Source organism: Geomicrobium sp. JCM 19055 (genome assembly GCF_000698185.1).
Lineage (GTDB): Bacteria > Bacillota > Bacilli > Bacillales > Marinococcaceae > Geomicrobium_A > Geomicrobium_A sediminis.
In genome coordinates, this window is the sequence record NZ_BAXL01000007.1 from 60359 (window position 1) to 74045 (window position 13687).

15 protein-coding genes, 3 pseudogenes and 1 riboswitch are annotated in these 13687 nt (G+C 43.9%); of the genes and pseudogenes, 9 read left to right on the plus strand and 9 right to left on the minus strand.

Annotated features, from left to right (window positions below):
• Positions 1-5: 5 nt before the first annotated feature.
• On the plus strand, positions 6-902 hold the full coding sequence (locus JCM19055_RS07685) for a glycine betaine ABC transporter substrate-binding protein (protein ID WP_052366098.1): 897 nt from the start codon (positions 6-8) through the stop codon (positions 900-902).
• Positions 903-942: 40 nt separating this feature from the next.
• Here the strand turns inward: JCM19055_RS07685 and JCM19055_RS27230 are convergent, their stop codons facing one another.
• From JCM19055_RS27230 to JCM19055_RS07695, 3 genes are read right to left on the minus strand one after another with little or no spacing between them, the layout of a single operon-like run.
• Positions 943-1098, minus strand: a complete 156-nt coding sequence (locus JCM19055_RS27230) for a hypothetical protein (protein ID WP_193745357.1) — start codon at positions 1096-1098, stop codon at positions 943-945.
• A gap of 47 nt (positions 1099-1145) precedes the next feature.
• The gene (locus tag JCM19055_RS07690) at positions 1146-1664 is read right to left on the minus strand and encodes a hypothetical protein (protein ID WP_042359333.1); all 519 of its coding nucleotides are present in this window, start codon (positions 1662-1664) and stop codon (positions 1146-1148) included.
• 10 nt (positions 1665-1674) lie between these two features.
• Positions 1675-2382: a LytTR family DNA-binding domain-containing protein gene (locus JCM19055_RS07695; RefSeq protein WP_042359334.1), complete on the minus strand. Its 708-nt coding sequence runs from the start codon at positions 2380-2382 to the stop codon at positions 1675-1677.
• A 145-nt stretch (positions 2383-2527) separates the two neighbouring features.
• Here JCM19055_RS07695 and JCM19055_RS07700 point away from each other — a divergent pair, with 145 nt between their 5' ends.
• The 4 genes and pseudogenes from JCM19055_RS07700 (at position 2528) to JCM19055_RS07715 (ending at position 6207) form a co-directional block, all read left to right on the plus strand.
• The gene (locus JCM19055_RS07700) at positions 2528-3277 is read left to right on the plus strand and encodes an ATP-binding cassette domain-containing protein (protein WP_042359335.1); all 750 of its coding nucleotides are present in this window, start codon (positions 2528-2530) and stop codon (positions 3275-3277) included.
• The gene (locus JCM19055_RS07705; protein WP_042359336.1) at positions 3274-4383 is read left to right on the plus strand and encodes an ABC transporter permease; all 1110 of its coding nucleotides are present in this window, start codon (positions 3274-3276) and stop codon (positions 4381-4383) included. The genes JCM19055_RS07700 and JCM19055_RS07705 overlap by 4 nt, the downstream gene beginning before the upstream one ends.
• Positions 4384-4599: 216 nt before the next feature.
• Positions 4600-5839: pseudogene (locus JCM19055_RS07710) on the plus strand (DNA polymerase IV).
• A 23-nt stretch (positions 5840-5862) separates the two neighbouring features.
• Entirely contained in the window at positions 5863-6207 is a 345-nt protein-coding gene (locus JCM19055_RS07715; RefSeq protein WP_052366077.1) for a YolD-like family protein, read from the plus strand.
• 2 nt (positions 6208-6209) lie between these two features.
• Here JCM19055_RS07715 and JCM19055_RS07720 read toward each other — a convergent pair whose 3' ends face one another.
• Positions 6210-6506 carry a hypothetical protein gene (locus JCM19055_RS07720; RefSeq protein ID WP_042359337.1) on the minus strand — a complete coding sequence of 99 codons (297 nt, stop codon included), beginning with the start codon at positions 6504-6506 and terminating at the stop codon, positions 6210-6212.
• Positions 6507-6671: 165 nt separating this feature from the next.
• Between JCM19055_RS07720 and spoIIP the strand changes: the two genes are divergently transcribed.
• Positions 6672-7811, plus strand: a complete 1140-nt coding sequence (gene spoIIP, locus JCM19055_RS07725; protein WP_052366078.1) for a stage II sporulation protein P — start codon at positions 6672-6674, stop codon at positions 7809-7811.
• A gap of 50 nt (positions 7812-7861) precedes the next feature.
• On the opposite strand, the pseudogene cls reads toward spoIIP, so the two are convergent.
• Positions 7862-9308, minus strand: a pseudogene (cls, locus tag JCM19055_RS07730) (cardiolipin synthase).
• Between the two features lie 90 nt (positions 9309-9398).
• A riboswitch (TPP riboswitch) is annotated at positions 9399-9504 on the plus strand.
• Positions 9505-9576: 72 nt separating this feature from the next.
• Here cls and thiD point away from each other — a divergent pair.
• The 3 genes and pseudogenes from thiD (at position 9577) to JCM19055_RS07745 (ending at position 11539) form a co-directional block, all read left to right on the plus strand.
• Positions 9577-10379: pseudogene (thiD, locus tag JCM19055_RS07735) on the plus strand (bifunctional hydroxymethylpyrimidine kinase/phosphomethylpyrimidine kinase).
• Positions 10380-10401: 22 nt separating this feature from the next.
• Complete coding sequence (locus tag JCM19055_RS07740; RefSeq protein ID WP_042359338.1) at positions 10402-10803, plus strand: DNA glycosylase AlkZ-like family protein; 402 nt, start codon at positions 10402-10404, stop codon at positions 10801-10803.
• Complete coding sequence (locus JCM19055_RS07745; RefSeq protein ID WP_042359339.1) at positions 10769-11539, plus strand: DNA glycosylase AlkZ-like family protein; 771 nt, start codon at positions 10769-10771, stop codon at positions 11537-11539. Before JCM19055_RS07740 ends, JCM19055_RS07745 begins: the two co-directional genes overlap by 35 nt.
• 334 nt (positions 11540-11873) lie before the next feature.
• Here JCM19055_RS07745 and JCM19055_RS23225 read toward each other — a convergent pair whose 3' ends face one another.
• The 4 genes from JCM19055_RS23225 to JCM19055_RS07755 form a co-directional block, all read right to left on the minus strand.
• The gene (locus JCM19055_RS23225; protein WP_052366079.1) at positions 11874-12206 is read right to left on the minus strand and encodes a hypothetical protein; all 333 of its coding nucleotides are present in this window, start codon (positions 12204-12206) and stop codon (positions 11874-11876) included.
• Positions 12207-12225: 19 nt separating this feature from the next.
• Positions 12226-12603, minus strand: a complete 378-nt coding sequence (locus JCM19055_RS23230) for a hypothetical protein (protein ID WP_052366080.1) — start codon at positions 12601-12603, stop codon at positions 12226-12228.
• A gap of 179 nt (positions 12604-12782) precedes the next feature.
• Positions 12783-13226 (minus strand): MFS transporter, encoded by a 444-nt coding sequence (locus JCM19055_RS23235; protein WP_052366081.1) that lies wholly within the window; start codon positions 13224-13226, stop codon positions 12783-12785.
• 112 nt (positions 13227-13338) lie between these two features.
• Complete coding sequence (locus JCM19055_RS07755; protein ID WP_042359340.1) at positions 13339-13617, minus strand: hypothetical protein; 279 nt, start codon at positions 13615-13617, stop codon at positions 13339-13341.
• Between the last annotated feature and the right edge of the window lie 70 nt (positions 13618-13687).

Genomic DNA, 13687 nt, shown 5'->3' on the forward strand with positions numbered 1-13687 from the left:
TAATGATGAAAAAGTTCTTACCAGTTGCATTAGGTTCAGCACTTGTACTTTCTGCTTGTGGGGGCGGTGGCAGTGACGAAGATACGGTTGTTGTCGGAGGAAAAGACTTTACAGAGCAGATCATTTTAACGCATATGGTTGCAGAATTGCTTGAAGCGAATACAGACCTTACGATTGAACGTGAAGACAACCTCGGTAATACCGAAATTCTTACGCAAGGGATGATGGACGGAGATATCGACTTGTATGTTGAGTATACAGGTACTTCTTATATTACAGTCCTAGATTATGAAATTGACCCAGAAGACCCTCCATCTGCTGAGGAAGTCTATGATACGGTTAAGGCTGAGTATGATGAAGAGTACGGCATTACATGGTTAGATGAATTCGACTTTGAAAATCGTTATTCACTCGTCATGCGTGCAGATGATGCAGCGGACGTTGCGGATATGAGTGACCTTGAATCCATTGCAGGAGAGCTAACGCTTGCTCACAATGCAAACTTCGGGGAGCGTACAGACGGTCTTATGCCAATGAATGAGCGTTACGGCTATGATTGGGGTACAACAACGCAAATGGATGAAGGCTTAATGTATGATGCCCTTCGTAACGAAGAAGTCGATGTGATTGCGGCATTTACGACAGACGGACGAATTCCAGCGTATGACCTTGAAGTGATTGCGGATGATCTTAACTTCTTCCCGCCGTATTATGCAGCACCAATCGTCATGAATGATACGATTGAAGCACACCCTGAAATTGAAGAATTATTGCTTGAGCTTGGACCGTTGTTGACAGAAGAAACGATGGCAGAGCTTAACGCAGAAGTTGACATTAACGCAGAGCTTGAAGAAGTGGTTGCACGTAACTTCTTAGTCGAGCAAGGGTTAATCGAAGAATAATACCAAAAGAAACCTCAGAGATTTCTCTGAGGTTTCTTTTTTATTGAGCAGCCATGCTCGGTAAACGAATGGCAAGGTGAAAGAGATGCTCTTCAACATAAAAGTCGAGCGAGCCTTCTGCATCGTTTACCGCGCGTTGAATGAGGTACGTACCAAGACCTCTTTTTTCAATGACGGGGTGTTGCTTTGGAAACATACGCTCGAGCGTTTTGTTTGGGATTGGTGCTGTGCTGTTTTTTTACATCAACGATGATGATGCCGTATTGTTTTTTTGATTTCGATATCGATAAATGGTGATGTTACGTACTCGCTACTTTTTCTAGCAGCTTCAAGTGCATTGCTAAAAATGTTGACGACGAGTTGCATTTCTTTACTTTGCGAGAGCATGCTTTGATTTAAGCTTGCATGGATCGACGTCGTGACAGCAATGCCGTATTGCTCACCCTTTGCTTTAACGTAAGCAATGGAGGCTCCTACTGCTCGATCAGCCCCTGCACTAGGGTTCTGTTCACTGTCTTGTTGCAACAATGTGACGTAATCTTCAAACTGTTCATGGTTTCCTTCTTTGGTCAGTTTCTTCATCACTTCTAAGTGGGTTCTGAGATCGTGCTTTTCCTGTTTTAACGATTCGTGTAGGTGTTGTACATGGTCTTGGAAAGCCTGTGCATCGAGAAAAGCGCGTCGTTGTTCGCGATGCAATTTCATGATGAGTAGCGCGCTGCTAACTATCACGATAATAAGTAGACTGATTAAGATGATCATCGGCTTTACCTCAAGAAAGAATTGGGAATTGATCTTGGATCGTTTTTAAGTTCTTCTTCGTAACGAGTGCACGCTTATCGCTTCCTTGGAATTTAATCTCAAGAGAATGCTTTGTATACGGTGCAAATTGCGTGATCTTCTTCAAGTTTGTAATAAAAGAACGGTGCGTTCGGAAAAATTGCGTGCTTTGTAGTTCTTGTTCAATTTCTTGAAGCGATTGATACGTCGAAATCTCTTCAGTTGCTGTGTGGATGGTCGATGAGCGACCTGTACGCTCAATATACAAAATGTCGTTTTCGCTGACGACGATCATATCTCCTTGTTGTTGGATCGTGAGCTTTGGTCCGTCTGTTTGAGCGTTCAAGGAACGAAAGCGTTGCAATGCTTTCTCCATCCGTGAAGGTGAGATCGGCTTCATTACGTAATCGACAACGTCGAGGTCAAACGCATGGACCGCAAAGCCGGAGTGCCCGGTCACGAAGATAATATCTACGCTAATCCCTTGCGCACGTAATCGCTCTGCAAGTTCATACCCTGTGAGCCCTTCCATCTCAATATCTGCAATTAATAGATCAATGGTTGAGTGTTTTAGCAACTGATAGGCTTCGAGCGCTGTATGGCAACGCCATTCAATATGTACGTCTGCTTGAGTTTGAAGCCATTGTTCCATTGCATTTAAGTCATTCGGATTGTCATCTAACATCCCGATTCGAATCATACGACCCCTACTTTAACTTTTTTTAGTATATTCCCCATTATAGCAAAGTCATAACATGATTCGAACGCTTTGCGACATATTTGTAGGTTTTCAGTGGCGCTCGTATATACTAGGGGCTAGGAACTTCTCTAAAAGGAGCCTCTATATGATTACGCTTACGAATGTTCACAAGACATTTTATGAAAAACACAATCAAAGTCACCGGGTGCTCCGTGACATCTCCATCACCTTCGAACAAGGGAAAGTGACGGCGTTGCTCGGGGAGAATGGTGCGGGAAAAACGACGCTTCTTCGCTTATTGTCTGGCTTGTATGAACCAACCGGCGGCGAAGTTGCATTAGATGGTGTACCATTTGACCTTAATAATCATCGTCAAAGGAGCTCCATCGGTGTGCACTTTGGTAGTGATACAGGTCTATATGATCGTCTAACCGCAAGAGAGCACTTGGAGTACTTCGCCAAGCTATATGCTATCCCAAAGCAAGAGACGAAGCAGCGGATTACGAAGTTGAGCAATGAATTAGGGATGCGTGACTTTTTGAACAAACGGGTTCGTAAGCTCTCAAAAGGGATGCGACAAAAAGTAGCGATCTCGCGGGCAATGATTCATAACCCGTCCATTTACTTGCTTGATGAACCGTCAACGGGGCTAGATATTACTTCTGCGAACATGTTTCGCGAGAAAATCTTGCAATTAAAACGAGATCAACAAACCATTGTATTTTCGACACACTTAATGGAAGAAGTGGATATGCTTTGTGATGATGTGGTGATCTTGCACCGAGGTGCTGTGCTTTATCACGGAAGCCTTCAAAACTTATATAAAGAAGAAGAAACGACCGACATGAACATGATCTTGATGGCGATGCTCGCTAGAGGAGGTCGTGTGACATGATGACGATGATTCTTAAAGAAATGAAAGATACGTATCGTGATCGTAGAACGGTGTTCTTTACGACGGCGATTCCAATGATTTCGGTCTTCGCTCTTGTTTTCTTCTTCAGCTTCTTTAATACCTCGGACGTTCACATTGGCATTGATGAAAACATTGATGCGGGTCTAATTGAATCCTTTCAAGAGGAGCAACAAGAACATTGGCATCTCACAGTTAGTGGTACGATCAACGAAGAATTGCTAGACGGTGCGTATGATTTTGCAATTGTTTTAGAAGGAAACACGTTAACGGCTCGTGGAGACTTTGGCAATAGTGGCATGCGAGCAGCGCAACAACTAATGGAAATGTGGATTGACTATGAACGTGAAAGTCTAGATGCATGGGTCACCTCACAAGGGATTGAAGAAAATGGACCATCGATATACGAATGGGATCGTGACTTTCTCGGTGAGGGTGGCGATGGAAGCATGGGGTTCATGCTCGCATTTATCTTTCTTTTGACGGTTGCAGCGGGTGGACTCCCTGCAGCAGCAGACATGTTTGCCGGTGAGAAAGAAAAACGAACGATGGAACCGCTTTTAATGATACCTCTTTCCCGCACGCGTATCTTTTTCGCGAAGTCGATGGTCGTTTTCTTGTATACGATCTTAAGTAGTTTGTTGTCGGTCGTGTTGGTTATCGTTCTGATGATGATTTACTTTACCGAAGTGGAACAAATTTTAGCAGCTGTTCCGCTAAGTAAGTATATTCTCTTGTTCCTTGCAGTTGTTGCCTTTTCTGCGCTAAATTCAGCACTTCTCGTCTGGTTTAGTTTGCTGACAGATTCGTATAAAGATATGCAAAATTTATTTTCTCCTGTATCGATCGTGTGGATGATTGGACCGTTCGTCGCGATGATCGTTCCTGCAACGGCATGGAGTTCTTGGATGTTGTTGATTCCACCGATTAACATTACGCTTGTGGTGTTTGATTTCGCCGGTGCGAATGTATTAACGTTAGGCGATTATGTGCTGACGATTAGTTCAACGATGCTTATTGTGTCTGTGATCTATATGATTACAAACCGCATGTTCAAAAAAGATAAATACGCCCTTGGGCATAGCTAACGACAATGAAGATCTATCTGCTGTAGCGGTTTATGATGGGATTTGGTTCTTGGAATGAAACTAAACGTATTAAAATCCCCACATATATCCCAAACCTATTGAAGAAAACTGAAACGCACTTGCGTTTCAGTTTTTTGTGTGGGGAATAATTTCTAGTAGTATAAGAACGTTCGTTCGGGTATACTACTAACAAGAACATACGTTTGCGAGAAGGTGATGGTCATGGAGCGGGTCGTGTTTCTCATTGATATGCAGTCGTTTTACGCAAATATAGAAAAGATCGAACACCCAGAGTTAAAGAACAAACCGGTTGCAGTTGCTGGGGATCCTAAGATACGTAGTGGAATTATTCTCGCTGCATGCCCGACTGCTAAGAAACGAGGCGTCAAGACAGCAGAAGCACTTTGGGAAGCAGAAATGAAGTGTACCGACCTCGTTGTCGTTCGACCGCGTATGCAATTGTACTTGGACGTTTCGGTTTCGATTGCGGCTTCACTTGAAGTGTATACCGACCTTGTTGAACCGTATAGCATTGATGAGATCTTCGTGGAAATGACTTACGCGTTGCCGAGGCTTGGCATGACTGCTGAAGAAGCGGCGGAACAGATCATTACGAAGATTCGCAGGGAATCAGGAATGATTGCCCGGGTTGGCATCGGTCCGAATAAGGTGCTTGCTAAAATGGCTTGTGATCATTCTCGAAGAAGCAAGACGATGGGATTTTCACATTGAACTTGGTGAATCTACAAGAGAAGCTTTGGCCCCTTCCAATCGGGAAGTTGTTCGGGGTTGGAAAGCGAATGAATCAACACTTTTTGAATGTTGGAATTCGCACCATCGGTCAGTTAGCGAAATCGGAGTTAGCGGATCTACAAAAGCGTTGGGGGATTAACGGAGAAGTGTTGTGGCGTACAGCACACGGCAAAGATGAAGCCCCAGTTACTGTGGATACACACATTCGGCGTAAAGCGATTGGTCATAACATGACGTTGCCGAGAGATTACCGGACGTGGGATGAGATTAAGACGGTATTATTGGAGCTTTCAGAAGAAGTAGCCAGACGTGTGCGAGTGAATGGATACCTCGGAGGGACGGTTACGGCGGGAGCGCGTGGCCATAACCATTTTCAACAGCCATCAGGATTTCATCGTCAGATGAAATTACCAGATGTTACAAATGACGGTAAAGTGATCTATGAAGCTGTCAAACACTTGTTTTTAAGGCATTGGAACCGGGATGCGGTGAGAAGTCTTGGGATCAGCTAGATGGTCTTGTGAGTGATGAGTGCCGACAGCTCAGTTTGTTCCGGGATGATGTGGACCGAGAGAAGTTAAACGTGACAGTTGACCGTCTCAAATATCGATACGGATCGGAAGCGGTACTCCATGCGACGTCGCTAACTGCGGGTGGGCAAGCGCGCATTCGAGCGAAGAAGCTTGGCGGCCACTATAAATAATTAAACGTGAAAGGATGACCATGATGAATAAGTTGACCCCGAATTCGAACATGCGATGGGAGTCGTCTCGCATGATTTTGCCTGAATACCGAGAGGCTTGGCTTCAAGAGCGAGAGGCACGAAAGAAAGTTGAACAACCCACGCTTGATGAACAACAGTGGCTTGAGTTTGAATTCACATTATCAGAAGCGATGACGTACAACCGACCGGTTGTTTTTACGTATTATAACGAAGGGGAATTCCATGAAGTAGAAGGGCATTGTGACTATTTGAATCATGCCCAAAAACAGTTTCATATCGTTAGTGCGACAGAAGATGTTCATTACGTGAAGTTCCATTCTCTCGTGCATGTTGAGCTTTGTTCATGAGGCTAAGTGGTGAAGAAAGAAAGGATTGCAATGGCTGTGAGTGAATAAGAACCGATGGCAAGTGTTAAGAAGATAAACGCTCTCGTACTTTGCTTTCGTATGCGATTCTGGTGTCTTTTTACGAGGAAGATCGTACCTAAGAGAATGTAAATGAGTGATTCCAGTGCGAGGTGGAGATGGATTGTCATAAATGGACGGTTCCAAAGGCTGAATGTTGGAATGGCTACACATAGAAGAGCGACCCAGAGAACCCCTTCGGTTGGAAAGAGTCTTTCAAGTGTGTGATCATGTTCAGTCAATGTTATCACCTCTTGGTTTCTAAATGTTGCGTTCAAAAAAAGAATAAGATCGTATCTTTTATAAGCGAAAAGACTCAATCACGGTGAAAAGGATGAGCCATGTTCTAGTGAACGGATTCTAGACATAGACTCAGTTATAGTCTTTGCAAGTCAGGAGGACAGGCTGTGATTGGATCTACAACGATGACGAAAGTGATCGCAAGAATGCTCAAACAACTGCAACTCGTTATGCTTGCAATCATTGCGGTGATTGTCATTACCTTTGTGATGATATTCGTTATGACAACAACAGAAGTAGAAAAGCACTTTTCATCGTCTACAATTCATAGTTGGGTCAGCGATGTACAAGCTGATTGGTTCGTACACGTTATTGGAACAGAGAATCGTTATTTCCAAATGGGCGAAACACATACCGAATTGCCAAGTGCAACACAACTAGCATTTGAATTGACGACAAGCATTAACTTGCAAGAACCGAGAACATTATTAGGTCGAGAAGTGCCAGGCTTTTCTGCGTTTGATGCAGAGATTATCGTTGCCGGTGAAGGAACAGATTATACGACGATGCCAATGGAGTCAGCACCACCACCTGGATGGTATGACGAAACGTATCCTGCGACTCCTCAAGATGAAGAAGAGGAAGGGCCGAATGTTGACATCGACGCAGATGATGATCCGATTATCCACATCGTACACACTCATGATACGGAGTCGTTTTTGCCTGAGATTGAGGGCGATGTAGCGAACCATTCCGAAATCAACATCGTTCAATTAGGGAAGTACCTAGGTGAACAATTCCGAAGTTACGATTTGCCAGTTGAAGTGTCTGAGCATTCCATTGAGAGTCGATTGCATGAGCGTGGGCTTTCTTACAGTCAGTCTTACGACGTCTCGAGGGAGATCGTAACTGAAGCGATTGACACTAATGAGAGCTTAGAGTTTTTCTTTGATATTCATCGAGATTCACAACCGAAAGACATCACTACAGCAACGATTAACGGAGAAATCTATGCGCGTACGATGTTTGTAATTGGTCAAGATCATCCGAATTACGAACGTAATTTAGCAATGGCGACTGAATTGCATCATCGCTTGGAAGATCGCTACCCAGGACTTAGCCGAGGGGTTATTGCAAGTGGGGGAGCGGGTGTAAATGGCATTTACAATCAAGATCTTTCCCCGAATTCTACACTGATTGAGTTTGGTGGCGTTGACAATAATTTTGAAGAGCTACACCGTAGTGCCGACGTTATGACTGACGTCATTCAAGAGTACATCTATGAACAGCTTGAGGAAGAAGAATAGCACGAAGAAGCAAAGGGTCAAACCTTTGCTTCTTTTGAAGTGGGTACGGTTTATAAGATTGGCGATAACAAACGTGAGATCGACTCTTTAAACCGAATCCAAGCCCCTCGATCTCGGTACCGTTGTGCGGTCATTTCAGAACATTGTTCAAGGTCATGTTCAAAAATCGCTGCAAGCTTTTTACCGATCGCATCATGATACAAGAAGGCGTTGACCTCAAAGTTCAAACGGAAGCTACGAACGTCAATGTTGGCAGTGCCAATTGAACCAACGCTTCGATCAACCACGATCATTTTAGCGTGGATAAATCCAGCATCGTAAATAAAGAAGCGGGCGCCTGCTTTCAGTAACTCACCCATATATGAATAAGTCGCCCAATAAACAAAGATATGGTCAGGCTTATTTGGGATCATAATGCGCACATCTTTGCCAGCAAGCGCTGCAATACGAAGAGCATCAAGTAAGCTTGCATCTGGAATCAGATAGGGAGTCTGAATGTAGACAGAGTCTTTCGCTGACGTAATCATTTTAATATACCCATTTTTGATTTCTTCGTATTCAGTATCCGGTCCGCTGGATACAATTTGCGTAGCGAGCTCACCTTTTGTCTCAACAGGTGGGAAGTAGTGATCTTCGTATTCAATGAGCTGGTCTTTACTTGCTTGATTCCAATCTAAAATAAAGCGGGTTTGTAAAGCCTTCACAGAAGAGCCTCGTAGCCTGAGGTGCTATCGCGCCAATAGCCAAATCGCTTCGTGCGCCCGAGGTATTCATCCCCAACGTTAAAGCCGCCAACATAACCAATCTCGCCATCGATAACGACGATTTTACGGTGGTTGCGATAGTTTAACCGTGAGTTACATAAGGAATGCGTGACGGGAAGAAGACACCGACTTCGCCACCTGCTCGAATGAGTGAGCGAAAGTGCTTTCTTGAAAGTTTCCTTGAACCCATGTCGTCGTATAGAACGCGGACTTGTACACCTGCAAGCGCTTTTTCTGTTAATAAAGCAATGATTCGTTTGCCAATGCTGTCATTTCGAAAGATGTAATACTGTAAATGAATGTGATCGTTCGCAGCGGCTAAGTCTGTAATTAACTCCGAGAATTTATCAATTCCATCTGTGAAAACGTCAATATCATTGTCTTGAGTGAGTAGTGCACCATCACTTCGAAGGAGCAATGTGATGAGGTTTACATTGTTTTTAGCTGTGTCACTGTGAAAGTGATAACTGCCATCTTCAATTTGGCGGAGCTGTGTGTCGATGCTGTCTTTAAGACCGATCTTCTCGATGCCATCCCAATTGAAAAGGCGTTTACGGCTTAAGTTCTGACCGAGAATTAAATAAAGAATGAATCCGATAAACGGGAGAAACATTAAGATCAAGAGCCAAGCCCAAGTGGAATGAATGTCTTTACGTTCCATAAAGACGATCACAGCAGCTAACATGATGTTTAGAAGGACGAGTAAGCTAAGTAAAATTGAAATAATGTCCATATGTATCCCCCCTTCTTTTTAGGTATACGTTCATATCGTATCATGTTAATTTGCATACATCTTATAATATGTATGCTAAAATGAACGAAAATAGACCACTAGGGGTGCGCGAAATGGAGCGCTGAGAGACAGCGAAAGCTTAAAACCCTTTGAACCTGATCCGTACAGCGGCGGAGGAAAGTGGATGGTATGCACATCTGTGTGTCTAAGCCCTTCTCCTTCTGTGTTGACCAGGAGGTTTTTTTATTTGCGCATCACGAGGAGGAGAATTGATATGGTATCGAAAGCATTAACCATTGCAGGCACTGACCCTACAGGGGGAGCCGGTATACAAGCAGACTTAAAGACGTTTCAAGAACTCGGTGTATTTGGGATGAGTGTTATTACATCGGTTGTGAGCCAGAATACGCTTGGCGTGCGGTCTTTTGTCGATATGCATGAAGAGTTTATCGAAAGTCAAATTGATGCAGTGTTTGAAGATATACGTCCAGATGCAGTTAAGACAGGCATGCTTTCCAACCCTTCTGCGATTGCCATCGTGGCAAAGAAACTAAAGGAATACAATGTAAGTCAGTATGTTCTTGACCCTGTAATGGTTGCATCAAGTGGTCATGAGTTGATTTCACAAGAAGCTCGCCAGTCGGTAAAAGAAGAACTATTACCGCTAGCAACGTTAGTCACACCAAACTTGCCTGAAGCCCAAGCGTTAACCGGGCTTACGATTGAAACGATTGAAGATATGAAAGAAGCAGGGCGCATACTCGTAGAAGAATATGGCGTGAAAGCCGCTTTAATCAAAGGTGGACACTACAAAGGTGAAGCAGACGATTATTTGTACAACGGGACAGAGTTTCTGAAGTTTTCTGCGAAACGTTTTGATACGAAGCATACGCACGGAAGTGGTTGTACGTATGCAGCGGCCATTACGGCACGTCTTGCTGAAGGAGATTCGTTGAATCAAGCCGTTGAGCACGGCAAGTCGTTTATTACGAGTGCATTAGTAATCCACTAGAGATTGGTAAAGGCCAAGGTCCAACAAATCATTGGGGACACCGATTAACGACTAAGTAGCCACTAATAAGGAGGAATGATGGTGGAAGAGCTTCATGTAACACCAACGGTTGCACGTCAATTTTTGATTGAGAAGTTACTTCCGCATTGTTCCGATGCTCTTCAAACGTTAACAACATTGGAAGCGGTTCAACTGGATCCGGTCGCTGTCGTTGAGCGTAACCATCACCTCGTATTTATGAACAGGAACGAAACGTATCACAATGATGATTACGGACAGTTGCTCCAGCAAAAGCTCGCGTTTGAACATTTTGCGAATGCAGCATGCCTTTTGCCGATAGAAGACTATCCTCTTTTAAAGGGGGTACGTGAACGCATACGAATACGATGGCAAGAAGAGCAGGCGCAATACAGTGATGCGATGAGGGAGATTGTCACACTTCTAGCTAATGAAGGACCAAAGCCATCGCAAGCGTTTTTTTAGTGATCGTAAAGTTGTTGGCGGTTGGGATCATCCGACGAAAGCAACGACCAAGGAAACGACACACGCGCTGAGGATTTTATTCGAATGTGGCGAGATCCAAGTAAGTGGGAGAACGGGGAGTACGAGGCACTTTGCACTTACGGAGGAGCAAATCCCAGCAGCGGTACAAGAAGAGGCTAAGCGTATATCTAGTAATGAAGCTGACCGCCTCCTCTTAGAAAAATACATGCGGGCTTATCGTTTGATTGACCCGAGAGATGCGAGGTTTGGCTGGCAGAAATTCAGTGCGGCCAAACGGAAGCAAATTGTACATGACAAGTGGAAGAACCACGAGCTCGTCAAAGTGGTGATTGAAGGTGCATCTAGGGACTATTATGTTCTAGAAGAAGACGCAGAAGAACTTGCTCATACAAAGTTAACAAATGAACGTGTCATGTTCTTGCCACCCCTCGATCCACTTCTTTGGAGTCGTTCTCGAGTTGAAGACTTGTTTGGCATGACGTATCGATGGGAAATTTACGTACCGAAAGCTAAGCGTCGTTACGGTCCTTATACAATGCCAGTGCTCGTTGATGATCAGCTGATCGGTCGTATTGACCCGTGGCTTGACCGAGAGAAACAGGTCCTTCATGTTCAGAGTTTTGAAGGTGTGGCTCAGCAGCCGCGAGTAGCGATGGCGTTGCGCGCATTTGCTGAGCGTCTCGGTGCACAAGACATTCATGTTCGTGAAAGCTAAAGTAACCCCCGTTCTTATAGAGCGAGGGTTACTTCTTTGCCTATTTCAATGGGCACTGAATAATGTTGCAATTAATGATATATTAGAACTAGGATAAAAATAATCGTTCGGAGTAGTATGAAAGGGGCCGCAGCGTGTATTTATTGGACCATGACCAGAAAGTGCTCCACAACATGAGGTACGTAAAGGATGCATGTCAGCATAAAAGCATCAATAAGAAAGAATTTGTCGCAACAGCAGACGAGTTACTTGCTTATGATGGACAAGGCTACAGTGTGTGTGAATATTGCGACTGTAAAAGATATGATTAATATAAAAAAGCATAAGACTATTCTTATGCTTTTTTTGATCGGTTATAAAACGCGAAGAACATGAACAGAGCAAACACAGCTACGACTGAAAGTACGAGATACAAGTTGCTATAAATCGCATGGTCGCCGTTAGCGTTTAAAGGGTTGATTGAAAATGTCATGCCTTCAAGGTCTAGAATGCTTCCGAAGATGGCCGAACTAAAAGCGCCAGAAATGAAATTACACAAGTTAAAAAGTCCCATGCCAACGCCGGTTTCTTCTTTTGTTAACATATGAGACAACAAGTTGGCTGTTGCGCTTTGCAGTAGCGGGAAGCCGATGTAGGCGATAAACACAGCGCTACCTAAGAGGAGCAAGGATGAACTAGTGAATACGCTAATAAAGAAAACACCAATCGCAACGAGTAAAAGCGCGATCCGTAGGACATAAATGCTTCCTTTTTTTATCGATTAGTGTTCCGCCAAATCGCCCGAAGATTCCAGCTGCCATTGCACCTGGGAAGAGCAATAGACCAATTCCAAGTGTAGTTGCGTCATACAAGTCGCGCATCATAATCGGCAAAACGAAGATAAGACCGAACATGACACTCGTGCCGAGAAAGCTTGTAAAAATCGTGATCGTATAACGTCGGTTTTTAAGGAGAACAGGATCGATAAACGGTGAGTCCACTCGGTTAATGTGAAAGACGAGTAAGGCAAACGCTATAATTGAAATAAGTAATAAGCTCCAAATGAGCATCGTTACGAACAACAAGAGTGAGGCAACGAAAATAGCGACGAGTACGGCGCCGAAGTAATCAATTTTCTGCGAGCGAACTTCTTCATCAGGTAACCAACGTCTAAATAATGGAATGGCAAGTGCTGCGCTTGCTGGAACGAGAAATAAAAAGCGCCAGTCTAAAAAGCCACCAATTAATCCGCCGGCAATTGGCCCTACTCCAGATGCAAAGGCAACCGTGATGAAATGATGCCAAAAACTTTACCACGATCATGTGTGAAATAGCGTGATGGAATAATAAACCCGAGAGCTGGAATAGCCGCTCCACCTAAAGCTTGAAGGATTCTCGCAATTAAAAGTGTCGTGTAGTTCGGTGATAGAAACCCTAAGATGGAACCAAAGGAAAATAGAACGATACCAATTGTAAGTAAGCGCTTTAATGGAATCACATCGGCAAGCTTTCCGTACATGACTGAACCGATCGCATAAACGAGAATATAGCCGGTCATTACCCAGCTCACTTGTGAAGGCATTAAGTTAAATGATTCGGCGATGTCTGGAATCGTAACATTAAACATCGTACCGTTAATGACTGTAAACGTAAGTAAAATTGCAAGTAAACGCACGAGGTTCTTTTTATGACTGGGGGACATTTCCATAAATTTCTCCTCCTCCACTTTTTATCATAACGCTTTCTTCGAGGAGAAACACGGAAAAGTTTCGAGAACCTAAACAAAAAAAGGCTCCCGAAATTGGGAGCCTCTACCGACCTTATTGCTTCGTAAGGTTGCCGTTACTTTCAATGTGAATGATGTTCTCAGTCTTCTCACTATCGATGTCTGCAACGAATCCTTGCCCTTCATACGTACCGCCGCTCGTTTCAAACTTAAACATCATCGGCTTCTTCGTACTCACTGCATCAAACATCAAGCTCTGCTCTTCAACTTGGTGAAACGTTCCTTTCCATTGGTCGTTTTCATGTATGGTTAATTCACCAGTACGGAATGTAATCGCTTTGCCGCCATCAGCGTATAGTGCATCTACTTTCATGGTGTAGCCTCCTTTTGTATCTAGTGAAATTGTTCCCCGGACAGGTTGTCCTCAAACCTAAAAAATTAAA

Bases quoted from the DNA above. Each gene is read 5' to 3' on its own strand.
- JCM19055_RS07685 (WP_052366098.1), top strand. From the start codon at position 6: ATGAAAAAGTTCTTACCAGTTGCATTAGGTTCAGCACTTGTACTTTCT.
- JCM19055_RS27230 (WP_193745357.1), bottom strand. From the start codon at position 1,098: ATGTTTCCAAAGCAACACCCCGTCATTGAAAAAAGAGGTCTTGGTACG.
- JCM19055_RS07690 (WP_042359333.1), bottom strand. From the start codon at position 1,664: ATGATCATCTTAATCAGTCTACTTATTATCGTGATAGTTAGCAGCGCG.
- JCM19055_RS07695 (WP_042359334.1), bottom strand. From the start codon at position 2,382: ATGATTCGAATCGGGATGTTAGATGACAATCCGAATGACTTAAATGCA.
- JCM19055_RS07700 (WP_042359335.1), top strand. From the start codon at position 2,528: ATGATTACGCTTACGAATGTTCACAAGACATTTTATGAAAAACACAAT.
- JCM19055_RS07705 (WP_042359336.1), top strand. From the start codon at position 3,274: ATGATGACGATGATTCTTAAAGAAATGAAAGATACGTATCGTGATCGT.
- JCM19055_RS07715 (WP_052366077.1), top strand. From the start codon at position 5,863: ATGAATAAGTTGACCCCGAATTCGAACATGCGATGGGAGTCGTCTCGC.
- JCM19055_RS07745 (WP_042359339.1), top strand. From the start codon at position 10,769: ATGAAGGACCAAAGCCATCGCAAGCGTTTTTTTAGTGATCGTAAAGTT.
- JCM19055_RS23235 (WP_052366081.1), bottom strand. From the start codon at position 13,226: ATGGAAATGTCCCCCAGTCATAAAAAGAACCTCGTGCGTTTACTTGCA.
- JCM19055_RS07755 (WP_042359340.1), bottom strand. From the start codon at position 13,617: ATGAAAGTAGATGCACTATACGCTGATGGCGGCAAAGCGATTACATTC.